At 31.3% G+C, this 23,608-nt stretch carries 25 protein-coding genes; 14 read left to right on the top strand and 11 right to left on the bottom strand.

The annotated features are described in order from the left end of the window. Position 1: 1 nt before the first annotated feature. Positions 2 to 277, bottom strand: a complete 276-nt coding sequence (locus AC2TDS_RS17845; RefSeq protein WP_484736930.1) for a DUF4834 family protein — start codon at positions 275 to 277, stop codon at positions 2 to 4. A gap of 140 nt (positions 278 to 417) precedes the next feature. Between AC2TDS_RS17845 and AC2TDS_RS17840 the strand changes: the two genes are divergently transcribed. The 7 genes from AC2TDS_RS17840 (at position 418) to AC2TDS_RS17810 (ending at position 7,905) form a co-directional block, all read left to right on the top strand. Then, entirely contained in the window at positions 418 to 1,731 is a 1,314-nt protein-coding gene (locus tag AC2TDS_RS17840) for a transporter (RefSeq protein ID WP_484736929.1), read from the top strand. Positions 1,732 to 1,751: 20 nt separating this feature from the next. Next, the gene (locus AC2TDS_RS17835) at positions 1,752 to 2,870 is read left to right on the top strand and encodes an N-acetyltransferase (RefSeq protein ID WP_484736928.1); all 1,119 of its coding nucleotides are present in this window, start codon (positions 1,752 to 1,754) and stop codon (positions 2,868 to 2,870) included. Next, a complete protein-coding gene (locus AC2TDS_RS17830) occupies positions 2,870 to 3,580 on the top strand; it encodes a 16S rRNA (uracil(1498)-N(3))-methyltransferase (RefSeq protein ID WP_484736927.1) in 711 nt (236 codons plus the stop codon). Before AC2TDS_RS17835 ends, AC2TDS_RS17830 begins: the two co-directional genes overlap by 1 nt. 144 nt (positions 3,581 to 3,724) lie before the next feature. Continuing rightward, positions 3,725 to 4,798 (top strand): helix-turn-helix domain-containing protein, encoded by a 1,074-nt coding sequence (locus AC2TDS_RS17825; protein ID WP_484736926.1) that lies wholly within the window; start codon positions 3,725 to 3,727, stop codon positions 4,796 to 4,798. Between the two features lie 524 nt (positions 4,799 to 5,322). After that, complete coding sequence (locus tag AC2TDS_RS17820) at positions 5,323 to 5,964, top strand: DUF4159 domain-containing protein (protein ID WP_484736925.1); 642 nt, start codon at positions 5,323 to 5,325, stop codon at positions 5,962 to 5,964. Continuing rightward, positions 5,948 to 6,865, top strand: coding sequence for a bile acid:sodium symporter family protein (locus tag AC2TDS_RS17815; RefSeq protein WP_484736924.1), 918 nt, complete (start codon positions 5,948 to 5,950; stop codon positions 6,863 to 6,865). The genes AC2TDS_RS17820 and AC2TDS_RS17815 overlap by 17 nt, the downstream gene beginning before the upstream one ends. 47 nt (positions 6,866 to 6,912) lie before the next feature. Next, positions 6,913 to 7,905, top strand: a complete 993-nt coding sequence (locus AC2TDS_RS17810; RefSeq protein WP_484736923.1) for a 1-acyl-sn-glycerol-3-phosphate acyltransferase — start codon at positions 6,913 to 6,915, stop codon at positions 7,903 to 7,905. Here AC2TDS_RS17810 and AC2TDS_RS17805 read toward each other — a convergent pair. From AC2TDS_RS17805 to AC2TDS_RS17785, 5 genes are all read right to left on the bottom strand, one after another. Next, positions 7,889 to 10,810, bottom strand: a complete 2,922-nt coding sequence (locus AC2TDS_RS17805) for a serine hydrolase domain-containing protein (RefSeq protein ID WP_484736922.1) — start codon at positions 10,808 to 10,810, stop codon at positions 7,889 to 7,891. The genes AC2TDS_RS17810 and AC2TDS_RS17805 overlap by 17 nt on opposite strands. A gap of 198 nt (positions 10,811 to 11,008) precedes the next feature. Beyond that, positions 11,009 to 11,572 (bottom strand): adenylate kinase family protein, encoded by a 564-nt coding sequence (locus AC2TDS_RS17800; protein ID WP_484736921.1) that lies wholly within the window; start codon positions 11,570 to 11,572, stop codon positions 11,009 to 11,011. 43 nt (positions 11,573 to 11,615) lie between these two features. Next, positions 11,616 to 12,101: an ABC transporter ATPase gene (locus AC2TDS_RS17795; RefSeq protein WP_484736920.1), complete on the bottom strand. Its 486-nt coding sequence runs from the start codon at positions 12,099 to 12,101 to the stop codon at positions 11,616 to 11,618. A 53-nt stretch (positions 12,102 to 12,154) separates the two neighbouring features. After that, a complete protein-coding gene (locus tag AC2TDS_RS17790; RefSeq protein WP_484736919.1) occupies positions 12,155 to 12,982 on the bottom strand; it encodes an exonuclease domain-containing protein in 828 nt (275 codons plus the stop codon). A 65-nt stretch (positions 12,983 to 13,047) separates the two neighbouring features. Further along, on the bottom strand, positions 13,048 to 13,902 hold the full coding sequence (locus tag AC2TDS_RS17785) for a PPK2 family polyphosphate kinase (RefSeq protein ID WP_484736918.1): 855 nt from the start codon (positions 13,900 to 13,902) through the stop codon (positions 13,048 to 13,050). Between the two features lie 215 nt (positions 13,903 to 14,117). Here AC2TDS_RS17785 and AC2TDS_RS17780 point away from each other — a divergent pair, with 215 nt between their 5' ends. The 4 genes from AC2TDS_RS17780 (at position 14,118) to AC2TDS_RS17765 (ending at position 16,322) form a co-directional block, all read left to right on the top strand. Further along, a complete protein-coding gene (locus tag AC2TDS_RS17780; RefSeq protein ID WP_484736917.1) occupies positions 14,118 to 14,660 on the top strand; it encodes a flavodoxin family protein in 543 nt (180 codons plus the stop codon). 201 nt (positions 14,661 to 14,861) lie between these two features. Next, positions 14,862 to 15,194, top strand: a complete 333-nt coding sequence (locus AC2TDS_RS17775) for an ArsR/SmtB family transcription factor (RefSeq protein WP_484736916.1) — start codon at positions 14,862 to 14,864, stop codon at positions 15,192 to 15,194. Between the two features lie 37 nt (positions 15,195 to 15,231). Continuing rightward, a complete protein-coding gene (locus AC2TDS_RS17770) occupies positions 15,232 to 15,849 on the top strand; it encodes an arsenate-mycothiol transferase ArsC (protein WP_484736915.1) in 618 nt (205 codons plus the stop codon). Continuing rightward, a complete protein-coding gene (locus AC2TDS_RS17765; RefSeq protein ID WP_484736914.1) occupies positions 15,846 to 16,322 on the top strand; it encodes a DUF6428 family protein in 477 nt (158 codons plus the stop codon). The genes AC2TDS_RS17770 and AC2TDS_RS17765 overlap by 4 nt, the downstream gene beginning before the upstream one ends. A 53-nt stretch (positions 16,323 to 16,375) precedes the next feature. Here AC2TDS_RS17765 and AC2TDS_RS17760 read toward each other — a convergent pair whose 3' ends face one another. The 5 genes from AC2TDS_RS17760 to AC2TDS_RS17740 form a co-directional block, all read right to left on the bottom strand. Continuing rightward, positions 16,376 to 17,287, bottom strand: a complete 912-nt coding sequence (locus AC2TDS_RS17760) for an AraC family transcriptional regulator (RefSeq protein WP_484736913.1) — start codon at positions 17,285 to 17,287, stop codon at positions 16,376 to 16,378. Positions 17,288 to 17,713: 426 nt separating this feature from the next. Continuing rightward, positions 17,714 to 18,022: a hypothetical protein gene (locus AC2TDS_RS17755; protein WP_484736912.1), complete on the bottom strand. Its 309-nt coding sequence runs from the start codon at positions 18,020 to 18,022 to the stop codon at positions 17,714 to 17,716. Between the two features lie 767 nt (positions 18,023 to 18,789). Beyond that, positions 18,790 to 19,101, bottom strand: a complete 312-nt coding sequence (locus AC2TDS_RS17750; protein ID WP_484736911.1) for a hypothetical protein — start codon at positions 19,099 to 19,101, stop codon at positions 18,790 to 18,792. Further along, positions 19,094 to 20,398: an NAD(P)/FAD-dependent oxidoreductase gene (locus AC2TDS_RS17745; protein ID WP_484736910.1), complete on the bottom strand. Its 1,305-nt coding sequence runs from the start codon at positions 20,396 to 20,398 to the stop codon at positions 19,094 to 19,096. Before AC2TDS_RS17745 ends, AC2TDS_RS17750 begins: the two co-directional genes overlap by 8 nt. Before the next feature lie 385 nt (positions 20,399 to 20,783). After that, the gene (locus tag AC2TDS_RS17740; protein WP_484736909.1) at positions 20,784 to 21,539 is read right to left on the bottom strand and encodes a helix-turn-helix domain-containing protein; all 756 of its coding nucleotides are present in this window, start codon (positions 21,537 to 21,539) and stop codon (positions 20,784 to 20,786) included. Positions 21,540 to 21,771: 232 nt separating this feature from the next. Between AC2TDS_RS17740 and AC2TDS_RS17735 the strand changes: the two genes are divergently transcribed. The 3 genes from AC2TDS_RS17735 to AC2TDS_RS17725 are packed head-to-tail and all read left to right on the top strand — an operon-like array spanning position 21,772 to position 23,598. Next, a complete protein-coding gene (locus tag AC2TDS_RS17735; protein WP_484736908.1) occupies positions 21,772 to 22,167 on the top strand; it encodes a type III secretion system chaperone family protein in 396 nt (131 codons plus the stop codon). Positions 22,168 to 22,178: 11 nt separating this feature from the next. Then, positions 22,179 to 22,883, top strand: a complete 705-nt coding sequence (locus tag AC2TDS_RS17730; RefSeq protein WP_484736907.1) for a PspA/IM30 family protein — start codon at positions 22,179 to 22,181, stop codon at positions 22,881 to 22,883. A 19-nt stretch (positions 22,884 to 22,902) separates the two neighbouring features. After that, positions 22,903 to 23,598 carry a hypothetical protein gene (locus AC2TDS_RS17725; RefSeq protein WP_484736906.1) on the top strand — a complete coding sequence of 232 codons (696 nt, stop codon included), beginning with the start codon at positions 22,903 to 22,905 and terminating at the stop codon, positions 23,596 to 23,598. Positions 23,599 to 23,608 lie beyond the last annotated feature (10 nt).

Raw genomic sequence — 23,608 nt, 5'->3', positions numbered from 1 at the left:
ATTAATCAATTTCTTCAAAATCAACGTACTCTCCAACAGAGTCGTTACTTTGTTTGTTTTTGTTAGGTTTTTTATCAATTACTGTTTTACCGTCTTCAACGGTAGTTTCATTTCGATCATTATATTGTTGTTGAGCTTTTTTTTGAACCTTATCTACCGCTTTTTTGAGTAAATAAGGGGCGAATAATTTCACGAAAAATTTTACAACATAATACACTAATAAAATAATTAATAATGTACGTATAAAAGCCATAGGTCCTGCTTGATGTATTGTCATCTAAAAAAATCTTAAAAAAATTAATCAAAAATAACAATTTGATATCAAAGGTAACGTTAAGAGTTTACAAAACTTATAATATAGAGTAATTCATATTTTTGCTGTATGTTTGTATTGGTACTTAAAATTGACTTTATAACATGGTTAAAACACTTTCTTTTCTTCTGTTTTTTTGTATAACCCTATCAATACAAGGTCAATACACCTCTGTCATAAATTCCAATAGACCGGGCTTGTCTGAAAGCCCTTATAGTGTAGGCTCTGGTGTTTATCAATTCGAATCTAATTTTTTCTTTAAAAAAAATCCTATTGTAGAAACATTTAGCAATCCTCAGGCAATCGGATTGGATCTTTCATTTAGAACAAGCTTTCTTTTTGAGAAATTAGAATTCAACTTGAACACCTCAATTACAAAGGATAAAATTGCTTTTAAAAATATTTTTGAATCTTCGTACGATCAAACGGGTATAAGTAATCTTTCTTTAGGGGCAAAATATTTAGTATATGTTCCAAAATATACTGATAAGTCTAAAGAAATAAGAAGTTGGAAAGCTAGACATTCTTTTGATTGGAAACGCTGGATACCTCACGTGGGTGTATATGTAGGTTTAAACTTCGGTAGTGTTTTATCAGATTTTCACAATAAAGGAAATATGACACCCAAAGTAGGAGTTTTACTTCAAAATGAATTTTCTAACAAGTTAAATGTAGTCACCAATATTTACTATAACCATATTGGAAGTGATTTTAAAGAATATTCTTATATCGTAACAGGCACGTATAATTTCAATGATTTTTGGTCTGGTTATGCAGAAATGCAAGGTGTTATCGAAAAGTATCAAACTAGAAGTACTATTGGTGTTGGTGCTGCGTATTTATTGAGTAAAAATATTCAGATTAACACCTCTGCAAGAATGAACATTGAAAAAAATGAAATGGGTATTACCTCGGGTATAGGTGTTTCCTATAGAATAGATAAGCATAGAGACAATTTTGTAGAAATAGATGAATTTGGCAACAAAATTGAAGAAGATAAGCCTATTAAATACGACCAAAATAGAGGTTTCATTGGAAGACTATTTAGTAAATTCAAAAAGATCTTTAAAAAAGACCGCAAACGAGAGCAAAAGGTTGATTTAGATATTTCTCCAAATGGTAAAAAAGAAGAGGTTAGAACTGAAAAACCCAAAAGAATAAGAGAAAAATCTTTAATTGACATCATCTCTAAAGAAGATGAAAAATTAAAGCGAAAAGTTAAAAAAAACAAAAAGAGAGAAGCAAAAAAAGCAAAGAAAAATGCTGAAAAAGACAAAAAACGCCAAGAAAAAGATAGACTTAAAGAAGCCAAACGTAAAGAAAAAGAACGTCTGAAATTAGAAAAAGAAATTAAAAAACTGGAAGAAGAAATTAAACAGGAAGAAGAAGAAGAAAAGAAAAAGGAAGAAGAACAATAGAAATCACCGGATAGAGGACAATGATTACAATTAAAGAAATAACCACTAAAAAGGAAATGAAACAATTTGTCAAATTTCCTTTTTCACTATATAAAAATAACCAATGTTGGGTACCACCAATCATCAAAGATGAGATGGCTACTTTCGATCAGGAAAAAAACCCAGTATTTGAACATGCCACTGCTCAATTTTTTATTGCACTGAAAAACAATAAGATTGTCGGTAGAATAATTGCCATTATTAATACGTATGAGGTAGAAATACAACATATAAAAAAAATGCGTTTCGGTTGGTTTGATGTTATTGATGACATCGAAGTCAGTAAAGCACTCATTAACAAAGTAAAAGAAATAGGTCTTAAAAATAATCTTACGTACTTAGAGGGACCTATAGGGTTCAATAACTTGGATAAAACTGGGGTTCTGATTGATGGATTTGATCATATTGGCACAATGATTACTTGGTACAACCACCCTTACTATAAAGATCATTTAGAAAGTTTAGGCTTTAAAAAAGAAAAAGAATATCTAGAAAATAAGTTTTTATTTAAAAATGTAAGTTTTACAAAATACAATAGAGCTGGTAATTTAATTGAAAAAAGATACCATCTTACTGCACTCAATTTTTCGGCAACGAAAGATATAATGCCTTATGTCGATGAAATGTTTGATGTATTTGGAAAGTCGTATTCTAAGCTTTCTACCTACGTCCCTATTTCAAAAACCCAAATAAATTATTTTAAGAAGAAGTATATTAGTTTTATCAATCCTGAATACATAAAATTTGTATTGGATAAACAAAGAAAGATTGTTGCTTTCGCCATAGTAATGCCTTCCTTTTCAGAAGCGCTACAAAAGGCAAAGGGTAAGCTTTTTCCTTTTGGATTGTTTCATTTACTACAGGCCAGAAAAAATGCTAAAGACGTAACCTTTTATTTAATAGGTGTTGACCCTGAGTATCAAAACAAAGGGGTTACCGCTATTCTGTTCAGAGAATTTCAAAAAACTTTTTCCGAAAAAGGGATAAAAAATTGTATTAGAACTCCTGAACTAGAAGATAATAAAGCCATACATCGGATCTGGAAAGGTTTTGATCCAACAACGCATAAAAGAAGAAGAACCTATAGAATTGATTTATAATGCAACTATTTTATAACCCTATCATTTCTGAAAAGACAGAACAAGTTACTTTTGACAAAAATGAGAGTCGTCATATTGTTCGTGTACTACGAAAAAAAGAAGGTGATACATTATACATAACAAATGGTAATAATTTTTTGTTTAGCGTTCAAATAACCATTGCGAACGATAAAAAGTGTATTGCCATTGTAGTACATAGAGAGAAAAAAATCTCTAAAAGAAATTACTACCTACATGTAGCAATAGCTCCCACAAAAAACAATGATCGTTTAGAATGGTTTCTGGAAAAAGCAACAGAAATAGGAATCGATGAAATAACTCCGATAATTTGCAAAAACTCAGAAAGAAAAATTGTTAAGACTGAGCGATTATCAAAAATTATTCAAGCTGCCATGAAACAGTCGCTCCAATATAAACTACCTATACTTAATGAGCCCGTAAAATATTCGGAATTCATGCAACAAAAATTTAAAGGGCAATTGTTTATAGCACATTGTGAAGATAACACTGAAAGAAAACACTTAAAAAATATAGCTCTTTTAAATTCTCATTACACCATTTTAATTGGCCCAGAAGGCGACTTTTCTAAGGATGAAATTGAAAATTCTTTGACAAACAACTTCAGCCCTATAAACCTAGGTGACAATCGATTAAGGACTGAAACTGCTGGTATCACCTGCGTTCAACATATCAGTTTTTTACATCAATAATTCTTTTTTGTATATTTAAACCTAACCAAACACTATTTTTTGAGTACGTCTGTTTTTTTTAATTTATTCTTACTAATAAGTGCGTTACATGGGTTTACATTTAGCATAATACTATTTTCTTCAAGAAATGGTAGAGAAAAAAGTATGCTTTATTTAAACCTTCTGATTTTATCTATTTCATTAAATAACATTCAATCTTGGGTTCTTGAAAATAAACTTTTTCAATACAAATTTGCGTTAGCTTATATTCAAATACCTTGGCATTTTTTAGCCATGCCTTTTCTTTATATGTTTCTGATTAATTACTTAAAGATAACATCTAAGGCTTTTAATTTACTAAAAGTAATTATCCCATTATTTATTCTTTTAATAATTGCTCAGATTAGTTTTGTGCTATACTACAGTGATCTTAATTCAAATGAGTATAAAGATTTTTTATACGAAAAATATACGTCAATTGAAGAGATTATAAGTTTTTTGGTATCAATAAGCTTATTTATTTATTCTTTTTATATCCTGTATAGTAAAGAGAAGCTATTCCCTAGAATATTGTCATATGACAACTTAAAATGGATAAACACTTTTTTTAAACTTTCTTCTTTAGGTTATTTTCTATGGATTTCTGCTTTAATAATAAAGGTAAGCATGAATTTTACAGGGTTTATGTTTTCCTATTATCCCTTAAGAATTTATACCACAATATTAATCTATTGGTTAGGTTATCAAGGACTAAATCAACTTAGGGTTTTAAAAGAAAGGCAACGTATAAGAGAATTATTATTAACCTCCCCTTTATCCATAACGGAAACCAAACAAAAAAGCAATATTAACTCTAATTACACCAATATTTCTGATGAGCAATTAAAAAAATACAGAGAATATTTTACCAAGATTGATCACTATATTCGAAAAGAAAAGAAATTTTTACTCTCAAAATATACTTTGCAAAATCTGTCTAAGGATTCGGATTTTAGTCCAAGTACACTTTCGCTTATAATTAATACCATAGCCAACAAAAGCTTTATAGATTATATAAATGAAATGAAGGTTGAACAAGCTAAAAACCTTTTGATAAACCCTAGCTATGAAAATTACACCATTACCTCAATAGGCTTAGAATCTGGTTTTAATTCTAAGTCGACTTTCTATACTGTTTTTAAAAAACACACCAGTACAACACCGTTCACTTATAGAAAACAAAAGCGACTGCTCAATTAATAATTATTGTAAAATGTGCTAAAATAAGTCCGAAATCATCCAAATTAGACGTTTTCAAACTATATCTTTTTCGTATCTCTTATATTTGAACTCTGAGCGAAGGAAACATAAATAATACCATTTACCATTTGAATTTATCGTAATAAAACGTCCTTTTTCTTTTACAGTAAATTCAAACAATAACTGGTATAACTACCCAAAAGTATTGTTGAATAAGATATAAATCTATTCAATAATGAAAAAGAAAAGTTGTATTTTAAACATCAATTAGTTTTAATTGATGTTTTTAATTGTATTACATACAAATACTCATACAATGGCTAAAATAAGTTCGAAAACATCTAATTTGGATGTTTTCAAACTCTAATAATGAAAAAATGACCTATATTGGCGCTAGGAATTAATATCCAAATTAGGTATATTTTATCATACATTAATTTCTTAAGGGGAAAAGAAAACACCAACTTAAATCGTTGGTGTTTTTTAATTATGATTTATTATATTGTCATCCCAATTCATATTTAGTGAAGAGATTTATAATTATTTCATGTTTATTTTTTACCCTTTTTTCATATACTCAACAAATAGCGGTTTTAAAATATAAAGGAGGTGGTGATTGGTATGCTAATCCTACTGCCTTACCTAACTTAATACAGTTTGCTAATTCAGCCATTAAAACTGCAATTGATAAAGATCCACAAGTAGTTTCTCCAGATGATAATGCTATATTCAATTATCCTATTGTATTTATGACCGGTCATGGCAATGTTTTCTTGAATGATTCAGCTATAGAAACTTTAAGAAATTATTTAATTTCAGGAGGCTTCTTGCATATTTCAGATAACTATGGTTTAGACAAATATATTAGAAGGGAATTGAAAAAGGTTTTTCCAAAAAGTGAGTTACGTCCCATCCCTGTATCGCATCCTATTTACCATCAAACTTTTCTGTTTCCTAAAGGACTGCCAAAAATTCATGAGCATGATAAAAAACCACCTGAAGGGTTAGGAGTTTTTTATAAAGGGCGATTGGTTATCTTTTATGATTATGAAAGTGATCTCAGCGATGGTTGGGAAGACGCTTCTGTTCATAACAATCCAAAAATGGTTAGAGAAAAGGCTTTAAAAATGGGTGCTAATATATTAGAATATGCTTTTAAACATTAAAAATCTTCAAATAGATTCTATACAAATCAATTTTGATACTGAAGCTCTATGGGTTTTAAACATTGCCTTAGGCATCATAATGTTTGGTATCTCACTCGACATTACAATAAATGATTTCAAAAGACTTTTAAAGAATCCTAAAATTTTATTTGTTGGTATATTATCACAATTTATTTTACTCCCTTTCCTTACGTTTGTATTGGTACTAATACTTAAACCTCATCCGAGTTTTGCATTGGGTATGATTTTAATAGCTGCTTGTCCAGGAGGAAACGTTTCTAATTTCTTTAGTAAAATGGCTAAAGGAAACGCTGCTCTCTCCATTAGTTTAACCGCTTTTGCTACGTTGATTTGCATCGCTATGACGCCTTTGAATTTACATTTTTGGGGAGGTCTATATCCTCCTACAAAAGCTATTTTAAAAACGGTTGCGCTAGATCCTTTTGAGTTAACAAAACTTGTTTTACTCATCTTAGGAATTCCTTTAATATTAGGTATGACACTTAATTATTATAGTGATCGAATTGCTAAAAAAATAAATTCTATACTGCGTCCATTTTCAGTCTTATTTTTTCTTATACTTATCGTAATCGCACTCTATGACAATGTCGATATTTTTAAAAACTATGTTCATTTGGTAATGTTTCTGGTTATATTCCACAATGTTTTTGCTTATTTTATTGGTTATTTCACGGCTAAAACATTTAATCTTTCAGTAAAAGACACGAAAACAATTTCTATAGAAACTGGTATTCAAAACGGAGGTCTTGGTTTATTGCTAATTTTTAGTTTTTTCAATGGTTTAGGAGGCATGGCTCTTTTGGCTGCTTTTTGGGGTGTTTGGGATATTTTTTCAGGAATGCTATTAGCTAGCTATTGGGCAACTAGAAAGAAAATTTAACCCCTATTATGATCTATTACTTTTTTAAAATTTTCATAAAAACTGGATTGTTTTTTTACACAAAAGAAATAATCGTTAACGGCACAGATAAAATTCCAAACAATAGTGCGGTACTATTTACTGCAAATCATCCCAACGGACTCATAGACCCTCTTCTCATAGCTACCCATATCAAACGTAAAACCCACTTCTTGGTTAGAGCTTCCGTATTTAAAAACGTGATTGCTTCAAAATTTTTCGATTTACTGGGGATGATGCCAATTTATAGAATTAGGGATGGCATTAAGGAACTATCTCGAAACAAAGCTATTTTTGATAAATGTGAGGCATTATTAAAAAACAATAAAGCGCTATTAATTTTTCCTGAAGGAAGTCATAATAGAAAACGAACAATAAGGCCTTTAAGTAAAGGATTTACTCGAATTATTTATCAAACATTAGACACATCACCTTCTACAAAATTATATATTGTACCTATTGGAATTACCTACCAAAATCCTTCTCAATACCCATTAAAAGTAGTACTTAATATCGGCAATCCTATTGATGTCAATACTTATCTGGATAACGATCGATTCCGAACAACAGAAGTGTTAAAAAAATTAGTTTCTCAACAATTGAGAGAACTGACAGTTCATATTCCTGCGAACGAAAATTACAGTTCAGTTCTTAAACAACTGAATGATGCTCAAACAGATTTTACCTTGGTAGATGAAGTAAACGAATTAATTACTAAAAAAGATCAAGTCTATAAAAAAACACCTAGCTACAATTATTACAAGCCCTTACTTTATCTTATTATTGTCAATAGTATATTTCCGTACACTCCTTGGAAAATAGCTTCGAAAAAAGTCAAAGAATTTGAGTTTATTGACACCTTTCGTTTCAGCATTACTCTGGTTTTATTTCCATTGTTCTATCTATTCCAAAGTTACTTAATCGCTTATTTATTTAACTACAAAACAGCTTTATTTTATATTATCTTTAGTTTTACTATGATTCTGTGCTACACAAAATTCGCGCCTACTCCTCCAAAATAGCATTTTGAATATCCTCTTGAATCTTGGTTCTCATGTTGCTTTTTAACAACCCTCTATTTCCCATGGTTGGATACACTCTATTGGATAAAAACACATATACAATACCATTTTCAGGGTCTGCCCAGGTATATGTTCCTGTAAAGCCACTATGCCCAAAACTCTTATCTGACACGCAGCCACAGGTTGGTTTTTCTTCTGGTCTTAATTGTGGTTTATCAAACCCTAAACCTCTGCGAACTTTCATTTTAGCGTAATATCTCCTATTAAATTTATCAAGCGTTTCTGGTTTCAAATATTGTTTACCTCCGTAACTTCCTTTTTGCAAATACATTTGCATGATTTTAGCAATGTCATTCGCATTTGAAAACAAACCTGCATGTCCGCCCACTCCACCTAGCATAGCAGCTCCCATATCGTGCACATATCCATGAACCAATTGATTCCTGAAATAATTATCTTTTTCAGTTGGAACAATTTCTCGTTTTGTAAATTTATTTAACGGAAGATAAGTTGTTCTATACGCCCCTAAAGGTTGATAAAACATTTCATCCGTCAACTTATCTAAAGACTCTTGATATTTATTTTCTATGATTTCCTTGATCATATAATACCCTAAATCACTGTACTCGTAACCGGGTTTATTTCTTTGCTCTGATTCTACAATATGTTTGTATATGGTATCTTTATAACTTCTATTTAAGTAGAGGTTCTTTGCTACTTTAACAGTAAAATTTTCAGACTTTTTCTTTCTATAATATTGCAATGAATTCTCCCCTGTTTCTTCATCCTTCGTATTTAAATAAAAAGGAATCCATGCACGTAAGCGTCCATAATGAGATAATATCTCTTTCAACATCAACGTATCCTTATTTGAATCACTATACCTTGGCAGCATATCTCCCAAGCTAGAGTAGAGACTTATCTTTTTATCTTCTTCGGCCTTCATTATTAAAGGAAGAGAAGCTATTATTTTTGTTAAAGAAGCTAAATCATAGATATCAGTATCCCTAACCCTTCTTTTCTTTTTTAATGTATGGTGTCCAAAACTTTTATGATAAAAAACCTTGCCATTTCGTGCAATTAAAATTTGTCCTCCAGGCGCCATTTTCTGTGCTAAAATGGTGTCTATTCTTTTATCTATAATGTTTAATTTTTCTGATGAAACACCTGCTTCTTCCGGAATTGTGTATTCCAGTATATCAAGTTTCTTTACATCAATACCCTCCCCTGTTTTAAACTCATTCTTAACACTTACAGGCAATCTTCCTTTTAACTCATAGGCTCCAAATAGCCCTTGTGCAGTTAGCTCTTGTGATAACTTACTATTTTGATAGGCTACCACAACAGTTTCAATATTCGTAAATGATTTTAGTTGTAGTAAACTATACGGGCTTGTAAAAATGGTTAAAATTACATTATTGTTACGGGCTATTTCCTGCAACCACACTAATTCTTTATTTGTGAATTTATAACTTTTCCAAGGATGTTTATTCGACTTATGAAATCCAACAACTACTGTATTGTATTCTTTTAACTTTTGAAGTAATGTGTTTAAATGCTTACTTGTAACCTTGTCTACTTTGGTATAATTATTCATCATTCGCAAAAAATCAACTCCAGTATCATCACCTAAAGGAACATAGGCTATCTTTTTATTTTCAAGATGTTGTATTGGTAAATTTTTAACGTCATCTTTAACTACAGTAACCGCATTTTTAATTAGGTTTCTATGTAAAATTACATCCTCCACTCTATGAAGATCTTGTTGTATATTATCAGTTATTAACGGTTTAAAATCATATAACCCTGCCAAGTACTTTGCTTTCAATATTTTTCTTACAGAGTGATTTATTCGTTCTTCTGTTAAATCACCAGTATCTATTGCTTCTTTAAATAATTTAACTGTTTCAGGAATGTCTTGTGGGATCAATAACAGATCATTGCCAGCTTGCAAAGTTGCTAAATTTATCGCAGCGGGAGTACTGTAATTTGCCGCTCCCTTCATATTCAATCCATCCGTTATAATAAGCCCTTGAAAGCCAAGTTTTACTTGCAATAAATCGGTTACAATTGATTTAGACAATGATGAAGGCAACTCTCTATTCGGTTCTAACTGTGGCATACTCAAATGTGCTACCATAACACTTGCTAAGCCGGTATCAAACATTTTCTTGTAAGGATATAATTCTACAGAGTCCAATCGTTCTTCTGAAAAATTAACCGTAGGTAGTGTTTTATGAGAGTCGGTTGAGGTGTCTCCATGCCCTGGAAAATGCTTTGCATTTGCCAATACGCCCACACTTTGCATTCCTTTAGTAAACGCTATTGCTTTTGTAGTCACATTTTCTTTACTCTCACCAAACGAACGGTTGCCAATAATGGGGTTGTTCGGATTTGTATTAATATCAACCACAGGTGCAAAATTCATATGAATCCCTATTCTCTTACAGTGCTCTCCTATTCTTTTCCCTACTTCTTCGAGTAATTTGTTATCAGTTATAGCGCCTAAGGTCATATTCCATGGAAATCGATAGGTGTTCTTTAACCGCATATTTAAGCCCCATTCACCATCAAAACCAATTAACAATGGGAATTTTGATTTGGCTTGGTACTTATTTGTTAAAATAACTTGTTTTTCAGGTGTTCCTTGCATAAAAATCAAGTTCCCCACATGGTACTTAGTTATCATATCGATAACATAATTTTCATGTTTTTTATCCCTATTCGAGTACGCCTGTATCATGAACAATTGCCCTATTTTTTCATCGATAGACATTGATTTTAAAATACTATCCACCCAAATAGTTTGCGCCTCTATATCATTCGCTTGTAATGGATCTAATTGTTGTGCTTGTAATAAGCCTATAAAAATTATATTCGTAACTAAAAGTATCTTTTTCCTCATTCTATCAACTATAGATATTGTCTTGGCTATGCTTCGTACCTGAATTAAAAGCAGTAAACTTTCAATTAAGCATTTAGCTAAAACTATTTGTTTTCGTTTATATTCTGTATACATAAAGCCAAATCAATAGATTTGGCGGACTCCATTAAAACTCTAAACTAGGTATAATAAATAAACTCTTATTAATTCTAGCTATCATTACAAGCTGGCTTTTATTCGTTTAGTTATTTGGTCAATTGTTCCCAGTCCATCAAAGGTCAGAACTTTAATTTTTGATTTCATATATTCAATTCCGGGTCTTGTTGAATTTTCGAAAACCTGAATTCTTTTTGTATGAATTTCTGGATCTTTATCATCTTTTCTATCCGATGTTTCGGCTCTTTTTTTAGCTCTAACTAAAAGCTCCGATTTTGGAACATCAATGTTTAACACCTTCCCTATTTTCATTTCTTTCGATTCTACAAGCTCAAGTAGATCGTCTACTTGTGCCTTGGTTCTAGGATAACCATCTAATATTATTCCGTTATTTGATGTATTTTCGTCTAGAATTTTACCGAAAAGATCTTTCATAATAGCATCAGGAACCAAATCTCCTTTTTCTTCATATTCTGACATTATTCTTCCTATTTCAGTTCCATTTTCCTTTTCAAATCGACATCTATCACCAGTTGAAATATGCTTGAAATCTAATTGTTTATATAAGATTTCACATTGCGTTCCTTTTCCAGAGTATGGTGGTCCAGTAATTATTAATATTTCCATGTATGTTTTTTACTTGCCTGTAACGCTCTATTAGCTTCAATAGTTATACCAAAAATCTTTTATGCCAACTTTGTTCAGCTGGAATTTCCCAGTTGGCTTCAAAATCTTTTTTGGTATTCACCATATTATTGAAAACAATAGTACTAGGAGTAATTTTTTGTTCTTTAGCAAATCTTTGAAAATCTGAAAGCTTTACAATGTTTATATTTTCTCCATCTTTAAAGGAAATATTCATTTTATTCATTAAGTCGATCTGTAATTGATTTTCTAATTCTTGAACAAAACGTACTGAAGCATCAATAGAACAGCCTGAAACGTTGTTAAAGTTTTCATCTACTGCCAATACTAAAAACTGATTGTATTTTATAGTAAATGACCCCTTTAAATCATCTCCATGGCGTGTCCAATTATCAATAAACAACTTTGTTTTTTCAGTAATCAATTCTATTTCTTCTGAACTAAATACTCTATCTGCTTGATACACCCAAACTCTTGAATTGCCAGGTAAATTTTTATATTCTGTAAACATTTTTAGATCTAAATTATTTGTATTAATAATCGTTCTCTTCTTTCAATCGACAACTATCTTGCATTAAATTTCGCTTGTAATGCTTTTAATTTTTCATCATCGGATAATACTTGTACCGGCTTAGACATTCTTTGTTTTATTTGCCTCATAACCTTTTTCGTATACAACGGGAAATCGGCATTTTGAATCCAAGAATTATACCCTGGGTTTTCCTTAAGTACTTCCTCTACGGTTCTACCTTTATACTTCCCAAAAGAAAAAATCTCTTCCCCTTCTTCATTGAACAAAATAAATCCGGCAAAATCTGCACGTTGTGTATGTGATGAAAACTCACTTAATTTTTCAACTGAATTTTCAATATCATCATACTTGTCTAACTGTGCTTTCAATATTTCATAGGTTGCTAAGGTATCTGCTTCAGCTGAATGCGCATCTTCCAAATCTTTTCCACAATAAAATTTGTACCCAGCACCTAAGGTACGCTGTTCTTTTTTATGGAAAATCACTTGAACATCAATTGCTCTTCTGTTTTCCATATTAAAATCAATCCCCACCCTTAGTAATTCTTCTGCCAATAGTGGAATGTCAAAACGATTGGAATTAAATCCAGCCAAGTCAGAATCTGCAATCATTTCATTTATTTTCACCGCTAATTCTTTAAACGTTGGTTCCGAAGCTACCTTTTCATTGGTTATTCCATGAACGGCTATGACTTCCGCAGGAATTTCCATTTCAGGGTTCACCAACCATGTTTTGCTTTCTTTATTTCCGTTTGGATATATTTTCAATATCGATATCTCAACGATTCTATCATTCGCAATATTTATCCCTGTCGTTTCTAAGTCGAAAAAGACAATAGGTTTTGTTAAGTTTAATTCCATGTATAAAAGTATGTGGACACATTGTACGGTAAAGGTTTCTTTACATATAGCACAAGTATCCTATATTATTCGTTATTTAATTGTTCTTTAAATTTATCTATTTGATCTACTACTTTCTTTGTCAATGAAGGCTCTTTAAAATTATATTTCTTTAATTCTTCTAAAAGCACCTTTGCCACTATATACCTAGCCGTTGGTTTATTATCAGCAGGCACGACATACCAAGGAGCGTAATTAGTTGATGTTCTATTCAATACATCCTCATAACACACTTGGTATTGATCCCATAATTTACGTTCTTTCAGATCACCTGCAGAAAATTTCCAGTTCTTTTCAGGAATACTTAATCGACGTAATAGTCTGTTTTTTTGCTCGTCTTTAGAAAGGTTTAAAAAAAACTTCAACACAATCGTACCACTTTCAGACAAATGCTTTTCAAATTGGTTTATACTATCCATTCTTGCATGATAAAATGCATCATCCAAATCATCTAATGATTGTACCGTTGGGATATTTTCAGCAAACACGTACTCCGGATGAACTCTTGTTACTAAAACATTTTCATAGTGAGTTCTATTAAATACACCTATTTTCCCTTTAGCCGGTAGTGCCAAATAATGTCTCCATAAAAAATCATGCTTCAATTCGAGCTCTGTTGGCACTTTAAAACTATGAACCACGACTCCTCTAGCATTAATATCTTTAAAAACTTCTCTGATTAAGCTATCCTTACCTGCAGTATCCATTCCTTGCAAGCAAATAAGCATACTATACTTTCCTTCTGCATACATCCTATCCTGAAGTACACTAATTTCCTTTCTCAATTTTTTAAGTTCTTTTTTGGCCTGTAATTTGACTTCCTTAGTACTTAAATTTTGCAATTGTAAAACTCCAGAAACTTTATAGTTATTTACGTTCATTAGAAATTATGGTAATGGTACTATAAAAGTAAGAAATTAAAAACGTTTAACGATTGATTTTTACTTGGTATTTATCAACTAATTCAATTACACAACCAGTTCTCTCTCCAGTTTATTTCTTAATTTGACGCTTTAAACAGGTGTTAGTAATGACTTTTAATTAAAAACACTACACTAAAAACTAAACAATAAGCACTTAAATTAAAACATAAACAATGAACAATAAAGTAATCATACAAGGTAGTTCAAATAGTTTCGGCAACACTTTCAAAATAATTGATTATATAAATGAAAATGGTTGTTTTGACACTATTGATCTGAAAACGAAAACTATTGGTCCTTTTGACTATGATTTTAAGTATGCCGATGATGATTTTATTCCTTTAATGGAAACTATTATATCGAAATACGATACTATTATTTTCGCGACTCCGGTGTACTGGTATAGCATGAGTGGCATTATGAAAAATTTCTTTGATAGACTCTCCGATCTCTTGAAGTATAAAAAAGACCTAGGAAGACAATTACAAGGAAAAAACATGGCATTAATTAGTAATTCAGGTGCTAACGATTTAAAACCTGGTTTTGTCATGCCTTTTAAAGAAAGCGCAAATTACCTAGGGATGAATTACTTAGGCGAAACCCATGCTTGGTTTAATGAAAAAGGAAGTGATATTGATGACCAAGCAAAAATTAAACTAGACGAATTTTGTTCATTTATACGATCGTATACTAATTGCGAACTCAAATTACGGTAATAAAATGCACTTTTTATTTAATACCCGGTCTTACGTAAAGCTGCACAACCATTTCCTTGCAGCCATACTTCTGTTTTACCTATTAGTAATCATTTAAAATTATGGCTGGACAATTAACATTAGAAATAGTATAATTTTAGGGTGAAACTTGCTCAATATAAAACATTAATCGTAATATTGCAATATATAAATAACAAGGTTATGGGATTGACTAAAACAGAAATGTTTTCAGAAGAACAAAATAAAATCGCCAAGGTAGCTAAAGTTTTAGGCCATCCAGCTCGTATTGCGATCATTCAACATTTATTAAAAATCAAATCTTGTATTTGCGGAGACTTAGTGAATGAAATTGGTTTGGCTCAGCCTACTATTTCTCAGCATTTAAAAGAATTGAAAAGTATTGGTGTGATCAAAGGGAATATTGAAGGAACCAGTGTTTGCTACTGTATTGACGAAGAAAATTGGTTTACTATTCAAACCATACTGTTAAGTCTATTTTCAGAACCATCAACAAACAGCTCTTGTTGTCAATAAAATAATTACAACCTTAAACCGAGATATTGTAGAAAAAATGAATACAACTTTATTAGAAACTATAGAAAAACTGGATATTACTTCGATATCGGAAGAGAGAAAAGAGGTGTTAGCACCACTCGTTAACACTTTACAAACTAAAATTCACAGGAAAGAGCTGATCCTCCTCAATTTTATCTGCACACACAACTCAAGAAGAAGTCACTTATCACAAATATGGATGCAAGCTTTAGCTAAACACTTTAATTATCCCTCAATTTTTTGTTACTCTGGAGGAACTGAAGCCACTGCTATAGCTCCTCAAGTCATTAAAACTCTCAAAAACCAAGGGTTCACTATTAGTACTATTTCTAAAAACGTCAATCCTGTATATGGAATAAAATCATCTGAAAATTCATTACCAATTATAGCTTTTTCAAAAGAATATTTTCACGAATTCAATCCTACATCGAATTTTATTGCGGTGATGACATGTTCACAAGCCGATAGTGGTTGTCCGTTAGTTGCTGGAGCCGTAAAACGAATCCCTATTACTTACGACGACCCTAAAGCATTTGATCATTCTGAATTAGAAGAACAAAAGTATTTAGAACGTAGTACTGAAATTGCTACTGAATTATATTACGTATTAACCACCTTAAAAGAGACATTATGAAACTATCAGAAATAAAAAACTACCTAAAAAACCTCAAAACCATTGCCTTTGAACTCCCAGATGGCAGCTTAGTACCTTCTCATTTCCATGTAACGGAAGTTGGAAAAGTAAGTAAACATTTTATTGACTGCGGCGGCACTGTAAGGCAAGAAGAGGTTATTAATTTTCAACTTTGGAACAAAGATGATTACGACCATCGTTTGCATCCTGAAAAATTAGTTCATATTATAGAATTATCCGAAAAAACACTAAACTTAGAAGATTTGGAGATAGAAGTGGAATATCAAGGCAATACCATAGGAAAATATGGATTGGATTTTAATGGAAAAAATTTCCTGCTAGTGAACAAAGCTACTGCTTGTTTAGCAGAAGACCAATGTGGCATTGTGCCTCAGGAAAAACCTCGTATTCGTTTGTCTGATTTGAATGCCCAAAAAGCGTACAGTTGTGATCCGAATTCAGGATGCTGTTAATCAATAAAAGCTGGATTATTCTTAATTCAGCTTTTATTCTATATGTAATAAACCTATACTACAGGCACATAAAAATCAACTATACACATCTTTTCAGGATGCTTGCTAAAGTCATTATGATAAATTTCAAAAGGGTTGGCATTCCTGACTTGATATCCTTTTTCTGAAAGCCAAACAAAAATAGCTTCCCAGGATTTCTCGAACTCATGTATTTGAATTTCATATCGGGCAATAGCATATTTACCACATGGGATAGACCGCAATCCTATCTCTCCAATCACCTTAATTTCTTCCTTTAAAATAATACAAGCGCTGGTTCGTAACTTATCAGATTCTGTTATTTTTGGACTATCGTGATACATAGTCAACATCTTCACCTCTTCATTCATTAATCCCCTAGGGTTAGCCCATTTCACCAGCCTATCATATACCTTGTTAATTTTTTCAAAAGGACCTATATGACTTATATATGCCACGTTAATTTCAGCTACGTGTCTAACTTCTATTTGCGTATTCATTTCAATAAAATTTAAATAGTTTTCTACGTTTCGAATGTACGGTTGTAGGTCTATTTTAATCTTACCATTCTTGCTTTCTGTTATACATATCTTGCTGAATTTACTTTTCGACTCTTCTTTAAAAGTAGATGGAGATATACCATAGAATTGCTTGAAGCTTCTAGAGAATGTGGAAATATTCGTATACCCGAGTTTATCTGCAATTTCAGACACGGGTACTTCATCGTCCCGCAGTAAATAACGTGCAGCTTTTTCAATACGCTTTCTTTGAATATACTTGTTACATGTTTCCCCTATGACAGCTGAAAATAATCGATGAAAATGGTATGGAGAATAATAGGCTACTTTCGCAATCTCTTCCAGTGGTAATTTCTTCTCGATATTCTCATCTATAAAAACTAATACCCTATCAATTCTACCTATTATATCGTTTGTCGTTTTCATCATAAAAATCTGGTATTCATCTTTCCAATTACTTTTCAAAAATACACTTTATAGATAACGTATATCTCCATCAAAAACTTTCATTTATTAGTTTATACCAGTGATTGTTTGAATTTACTGTAAAATAAAATGGTAAATGGTATTGCCTCTCCATACTGCACCTTCTCATAAAACAATAGAAATCAACCAAATGGCACGAAATCAAAAGTTATACCGATTCTTAACTTAAGTTACACAGCCGTTTCATTGCAGTCATACTTGTGCTTTATACCGATGGTTATTTGAAATAGAAAACATAATAACATCAATTTATTTCATGAAAAAATTAATTAAAAATCAACCTATGTAATGCTACTAGATTGAAATTTATATAACTTCTCATATAGTAAATCCTATAAATAGGAGCTAAAAGTAACTTTTTAAAATTCCCTAAATCTTATTTATCTTACCGAACAAAGCTTCTATCTTTTTTTCAATTAAGACGTCATCTCCCTTATAGAAGAAAATAGCTTTTCTTCTTTTTATGATAACTTTATACGTATAATTATCACCTTTCTCTGCCCAAAAAATTTTGCTTTTACTTACACTACTTCCGTTACCTAAGTCTTTCTTTATGGTAGCGATTATTAATTCTTTAGCTTCTTTATCAATAGAAAAACTATACTTTAATTGTGTTTGTGAAAAAACAATGCTTGTTGTAAATAATAAAATGAAAATTATTTTTTTTCTTGCATCCATAGTTTATTTTTTTTGCAATATACTAAAAATAAAGGGCTAACATTAATTTTTTAAAAAAATGCATCAAAATAGCAATACCACTGCTGTTTAAAAATTATCATCAAGTATGATGCCCAACTTACTACTGTACCCAAGCATTCTTGTTTTATATACGAAATTGAGACAGTAATCATTACATCGTTTTAATAAAAATATTACGTATGTCACATCCAGTACATTGCTTACTAAAATGTAGCAAAACAGCATTACAAAGCTTTGGTCTGTTATTAGGTTGGATACCTACATTTTAGAGCTCACACTTTCAATAATAATTATAGTCTTTAAATTTTAATTTTATACCACAACTTTTCATTTAAACCGTGTATTTCTGAAGTTTATGAAATATGCCCCCACTTATACAATACAAAAGTCCATCAATGATATCGGCAGTATATCGTTCGTGAAATTTTGGTAAGTAAAACTCAAAGATAAACGCATACATACAACTTATATAAAACACATAAAAAACAGGTATGGTGAAGTTTTCCTCATTTTTTAGTTTTCTTAATACATATAAACAAAGCGTAAGTACGATAGGAACAATTAAAAAGTCATTTACATAAAACCTCACATAGCTAGGTAAGCGAAGATTCAATCGAGACGCTATATAAATACCTAAACCCAGAAAGCACGAAACTCCAAAATAATAATGCAATCCTTTTTTCATTCTTCTACCATTACTATTTGTCTATTCTTAGATCAAGTTAAAGTCATACATATACCATTTTCTATCCTGCCGCCACCATTGCAATAAACCAAGCTAAAAAGGCACCTATCACACTCACAATAAAAAAAACTGAATACAAGATCAAACCTACCATTTTGTAAGGATAAAAAGGATGTTGCATTAATCTCTTAGCCAAATTGGTTTTTTCCAATTCCTTTACTACTTCTTCAATTTCTTCCTGTTTAACGGCTGCTTTTTTTAGTTCTAGCTGTTTTGTATACGAAATAAGCCTTCCACAGTTCTTACAAAAATCAGAGTTCTCCGTAAAAATCCCACATTCTTTGCATTTTATGTTTGAATTTGTTTTAGACATGCTCGCTTTTAAAAGAATATTTGTTTTTCTTCTTAAAAGGCCTGATAATTAATCGTGTTTCTCTATCAAAACGTATATAATTATAGACCCAATTCATAAAAACTATCACTTTATTCCTAAACCCTATCAATGAGAAAAGATGTACAAACATCCATACAAACCACGCAAATACACCTTGAAATTTCCATTTTGGAAGATCAACTACCGCTTTATTTCGTCCTACAGTGGCCATAGAACCTTTATTATTATAAACGAAAGGTTTTAGCTTTTTCCCTTTCAATTCAGCTAGGATATTCTTTGCTAACAACTTCCCTTGCTGTATAGCCGGTTGCGCCATCATTGGGTGACCTTTTTTAAACTTCGCTGTTTCCATATGAGCAACATCTCCTATCGCATAAATATTAGAATACCCAATTACTTTATTATACACATCTACCTTTACCCTGCATGCTCTTTCAACAATACATTGTGTTTCTAATCCATCAATCATCTCACCTTTTACGCCAGCCGCCCAAATAACCGTTTGTGCCTGAAAGTGATCTTCACCATTCGTCGTAACCGTTTCCCCATCATAATCCAACACCAACAGATCCTTCCAAATATCAACGCCCAGACCTCTCAGAAAATCCTCCGCTCTTTTCGAAGCCTTATCACTCATTCCGCTTAATAATTCGCTAGAACTTTGAATCAAATTAATTTTCATTTGGCGGATATCTAGATCCGGGTAATCCTTAGGTAAAATACCCTTTTTCATTTCTGCCAACGCTCCTGCCAACTCAACTCCGGTGGGGCCTCCCCCTACAATTACAAAGTTCATAAGAGCAAGCCGTTTTTCTAAATCGGTTTGCAACAGCGCTTCTTCAAAGTTTTCCAAGACTAAACTGCGAATGTTTAAGGCCTGCGGAACAGATTTCATTTCCATCGAATATTTTTCAATATTGGTGTTACCAAAAAAATTAGTTGTAGAACCTGTAGCTATAATTAATCTGTCGTATTCTAAATTTCCAATGGACGTTTCTAACTCGTTGTTTTCAGCATTTATTTTAATTACCTCCGCCAATCTAAAATAAAAATTTTCAACATCATTAAATCGCTTCCTTAATGGGAAAGCTATACTGTCAGGTTCTAATCCCCCCGTAGCAACTTGATATAATAATGGCTGAAATGTATGGTAATTATGTTTATCTAATAATACAACTTGTAGTTCTTGATTTTCTAGTCCCCTAGCAACAGCTAATCCTGCAAATCCTCCACCCACAATGACCACACGTGGGAAACTGGTTTGAGGTATATTCATTTTGTTATTGATTTTAGATGATAAATTTACGAAAAAGAAAAAAAAATCAATAATTTTCTTTTCTTTTTATAATTAGTATTCTAGCGCTATCATCTATATATTTTTTAGCTATTAATTAAAACTTCTACAAACACTATATTTTCTAATTCTACACCATACAATGGCTCATCAAAATTAATACACTTTAGCTTTTATAACAAAAAGTACAGGTACATCCTCAACTTAGTATTCGAATCAAAAACCAACAAATTTATACTAAATAAACAGGCGCTTTTTACTGTAGTCTTTACAATGAAAAACACTTAAGAGTTCCCTAATACCGATTGAGTACGTAAACTCCATAATTAAGGATAATTAAAAATAAAAGGAGGAACTTTTAAGGGGTTTACTCATTACGTTTAATCCTTTGAAGCTCTCTTTCCAAAACCAACAATTTATCTTCCATAGAATTACCAAACTCAGGTAAACGTCTGATGAACGAGTAGCGTATGCGCCAAACCTCTTTTACACTCCCTAGTTTATATTGTTTATCATCTATGTTTTTATGCTGTGCTCTGAGCACGATATTGTCATCGGAGACATATAGACGTCTCAACACTAATTCATCAGCTACCAACACCAAAGTTAACTCTCCTTGATGCACATTACGTATAGATGTTAAAGAAACAAACTCGCCTACAACAATATCATTAGGATACAACCCCTTATCATACGAGCTCATTTCTAAATTATGAACTGTATAGGCCCTGAATTTTTTATCCGTACTGATAGGCAACTGAATAAAAGGTAAATCGTTGATAAAATTCACCTTATTGTAGTGCTTTATATAATTCACACTGTTTTTAATGGTGATAAGTGGTATTTGGGGTAAATGTTCTTTTTCTGGTATTTCTGCCCGTAATGCTAAATCACCTTTAAACTTCAGCAATGCATTTACCGTAAGTTCAGAAGTTAGTAAATCATCAATAGAAGTGCTAAAATAATTAGCAATTTTAATCAGCGTTTCTATTTTGGGCTCACTTCTTCCTTCTTCATAAGCACCTAAAGTTGCCCTCTTAAGGTCAAATATTTCAGCAAATGATTGTTGACTCAAACCTTTGACTCCTCTAATTTTTTTTATATTTTTTCCAAAAAAAGACATTTTGCTAATTTTATTTGCATTTATTAAAATATTTCGTATCTTTACACTAACAATATTAGCTAATATATGTGAATTTTGCTATTATTTTTAGATAAAATTCAAATAAACTAAAAAACAATTTAAAAAAAACGATATGGTATTAATAACAATTTACATTACAAATCTAGTTCTCGTAACTTTTTTGTAATATTACGATCTGAAAAGGAAACACTAATAATCAAAATAATTGCTAATGAAAACCCACTTCTTAAAAACAAAGAATTTTTTACAGCATCTTAATTTCAACATTTTAAAGGAAAACGAACCCGATGGTATTTTTGTCGTTGAAAAAGAAAGTTTTGGTTTAAAAAACTTAATTATTGGCGTAGCTTCCCCTATAATTATTATTGAACAATTTATTTTTAAAGTAAATCGACCTAACGAAGAACTATTTAAAAGTCTTCTAAAAAAAAACAGGGACATTATTCATGGCGCTTTTGTTTTAGATGAAAGTGGCGAGTGTGTTATTTTCAGAGATACTTTACAATTGGAAAATCTAGATATTAACGAACTAGAGGCTAGTTTAAACTCATTGAGTTTATTACTTAGTGAGTATTCAGAACAAATTATTACATTTTCAACATATTAAAGAATTATATCATGAATATATTCAAAAGATTATTTAAAATCGGACAGTCCGAAGCAAATTCGGCGATCGATAAAATGGAAGATCCTATAAAAATGACAGAGCAAGGTATCAGAGATTTACGCTTAGACCTAGAAAAAAGCTTAGAATCTCTCGCTCAAATAAAAGCCTTAGCCATAAGAGCTAAAAATGATATTGAGGAGCTCACCTCTAAGGCAGAAGATTATCAACAAAAAGCAATGCTTATATTGAAAAAAGCACAAAAAGATGAGATTGATATTAACGACGCAGATAGGTTAGCCAAAGAGGCCTTACTAAAGAAAGAAGAAACATTACAGGAAATCTCTAAAACTAAAATTGAATCCGAAAAATTCAATACTTCTGTCTCGCAATTAGAAAGTAACGTACAAGAAATAAAACAAAATATTCACAACTGGGAAAGCGAGTTAAAAACTCTAACAGCTCGTGTTAAAGTTTCTAAAGCTACGAAAAATTTGAGCAAACAAATGGCGGAGTTAGATAGTAGTGGTACCGTTTCAATGTTAAAGAGAATGAAAGACAAGGTTCATCAGGAAGAAGCTTTAGCAGAGGCCTATGGAGACTTGGCCAACTCTTCAAAATCAATAGACGATGAATTGGATAATGTTATCAACGAAAAGGAAAACACTGCCGATGAAAATTTAGCTAAACTTAAAGAGCAACTAGGTTTGAATAAATAAATTTAAAATACTCTCAAAAATGACGTTAACAGATTTAGTTTTTTCAACCATCAATACTCCTTTAACCATACTCCTTATACTGTTAGCTACCTATAGGTTTTTAACCTTGCTTTTAGGATTAGATCTAGACTTTGATATGGATATGGATATGGATATGGATATGGATTCTGATATAGATTTTGATTCATCTATTGATACCGACGATGTGTTAAACATTGAATTAAAACAAGAAACAGTTGTTGGTGAAAGAAGGAAAAAATTAAAATGGTGGCAAGTCGTTCTTATATATTTCAATTTTGTAGAACTCCCTTTTTTCTTTACACTAACCTCTTGGATTTTCTTTTGGTGGGCTATTACCGTTATATCAACCTACCTCACCGATAGTTACAATCATTTGTTTGGTTTAGTATTCTTTTTTGCTGCGATAATTCCCTCTTTAATCTTAAACAAACTATTTACAACACCTTTTAAAAATTTCTTTAAAAAATTAGAAAAAAAAGGCGTAGAAAAATTAGATCTAATAGGCAGAAGAGGAACTTTAATAGCCAATATTTCAGATGATAAATTTGGAAGTGTTAAACTATATGTTGGTTATGACCCTATCAATATAAGCGTTAAATCTTTGAACGGAGAAAAAATTGAATCCGGAAAAGAAATTTTAGTGATCAAAGAATCTTCTGACAAAAAATACTATTACATTCAATCATATAATTAAAAATTAAACT

The organism is Tenacibaculum profundicola (assembly GCF_057220795.1).
The sequence above is the reverse complement of the archived record's forward strand: the minus strand, read 5'-3'. Positions and strand labels throughout refer to the sequence as shown.

Excerpts from the sequence above, each read along its gene's own strand:
- AC2TDS_RS17780 (WP_484736917.1), top strand. The coding sequence starts at position 14,118 with ATGAACAATAAAGTAATCATACAAGGTAGTTCAAATAGTTTCGGCAAC.
- AC2TDS_RS17745 (WP_484736910.1), bottom strand. The coding sequence starts at position 20,398 with ATGAATATACCTCAAACCAGTTTCCCACGTGTGGTCATTGTGGGTGGA.
- AC2TDS_RS17790 (WP_484736919.1), bottom strand. The coding sequence starts at position 12,982 with ATGGAATTAAACTTAACAAAACCTATTGTCTTTTTCGACTTAGAAACG.
- AC2TDS_RS17735 (WP_484736908.1), top strand. The coding sequence starts at position 21,772 with ATGAAAACCCACTTCTTAAAAACAAAGAATTTTTTACAGCATCTTAAT.
- AC2TDS_RS17800 (WP_484736921.1), bottom strand. The coding sequence starts at position 11,572 with ATGGAAATATTAATAATTACTGGACCACCATACTCTGGAAAAGGAACG.
- AC2TDS_RS17785 (WP_484736918.1), bottom strand. The coding sequence starts at position 13,902 with ATGAACGTAAATAACTATAAAGTTTCTGGAGTTTTACAATTGCAAAAT.
- AC2TDS_RS17795 (WP_484736920.1), bottom strand. The coding sequence starts at position 12,101 with ATGTTTACAGAATATAAAAATTTACCTGGCAATTCAAGAGTTTGGGTG.
- AC2TDS_RS17805 (WP_484736922.1), bottom strand. The coding sequence starts at position 10,810 with ATGAGGAAAAAGATACTTTTAGTTACGAATATAATTTTTATAGGCTTA.
- AC2TDS_RS17830 (WP_484736927.1), top strand. The coding sequence starts at position 2,870 with ATGCAACTATTTTATAACCCTATCATTTCTGAAAAGACAGAACAAGTT.
- AC2TDS_RS17750 (WP_484736911.1), bottom strand. The coding sequence starts at position 19,101 with ATGTCTAAAACAAATTCAAACATAAAATGCAAAGAATGTGGGATTTTT.
- AC2TDS_RS17775 (WP_484736916.1), top strand. The coding sequence starts at position 14,862 with ATGGGATTGACTAAAACAGAAATGTTTTCAGAAGAACAAAATAAAATC.
- AC2TDS_RS17770 (WP_484736915.1), top strand. The coding sequence starts at position 15,232 with ATGAATACAACTTTATTAGAAACTATAGAAAAACTGGATATTACTTCG.
- AC2TDS_RS17835 (WP_484736928.1), top strand. The coding sequence starts at position 1,752 with ATGATTACAATTAAAGAAATAACCACTAAAAAGGAAATGAAACAATTT.
- AC2TDS_RS17760 (WP_484736913.1), bottom strand. The coding sequence starts at position 17,287 with ATGATGAAAACGACAAACGATATAATAGGTAGAATTGATAGGGTATTA.
- AC2TDS_RS17725 (WP_484736906.1), top strand. The coding sequence starts at position 22,903 with ATGACGTTAACAGATTTAGTTTTTTCAACCATCAATACTCCTTTAACC.
- AC2TDS_RS17845 (WP_484736930.1), bottom strand. The coding sequence starts at position 277 with ATGACAATACATCAAGCAGGACCTATGGCTTTTATACGTACATTATTA.
- AC2TDS_RS17815 (WP_484736924.1), top strand. The coding sequence starts at position 5,948 with ATGCTTTTAAACATTAAAAATCTTCAAATAGATTCTATACAAATCAAT.
- AC2TDS_RS17825 (WP_484736926.1), top strand. The coding sequence starts at position 3,725 with ATGCTTTATTTAAACCTTCTGATTTTATCTATTTCATTAAATAACATT.
- AC2TDS_RS17730 (WP_484736907.1), top strand. The coding sequence starts at position 22,179 with ATGAATATATTCAAAAGATTATTTAAAATCGGACAGTCCGAAGCAAAT.
- AC2TDS_RS17840 (WP_484736929.1), top strand. The coding sequence starts at position 418 with ATGGTTAAAACACTTTCTTTTCTTCTGTTTTTTTGTATAACCCTATCA.
- AC2TDS_RS17740 (WP_484736909.1), bottom strand. The coding sequence starts at position 21,539 with ATGTCTTTTTTTGGAAAAAATATAAAAAAAATTAGAGGAGTCAAAGGT.
- AC2TDS_RS17755 (WP_484736912.1), bottom strand. The coding sequence starts at position 18,022 with ATGGATGCAAGAAAAAAAATAATTTTCATTTTATTATTTACAACAAGC.
- AC2TDS_RS17765 (WP_484736914.1), top strand. The coding sequence starts at position 15,846 with ATGAAACTATCAGAAATAAAAAACTACCTAAAAAACCTCAAAACCATT.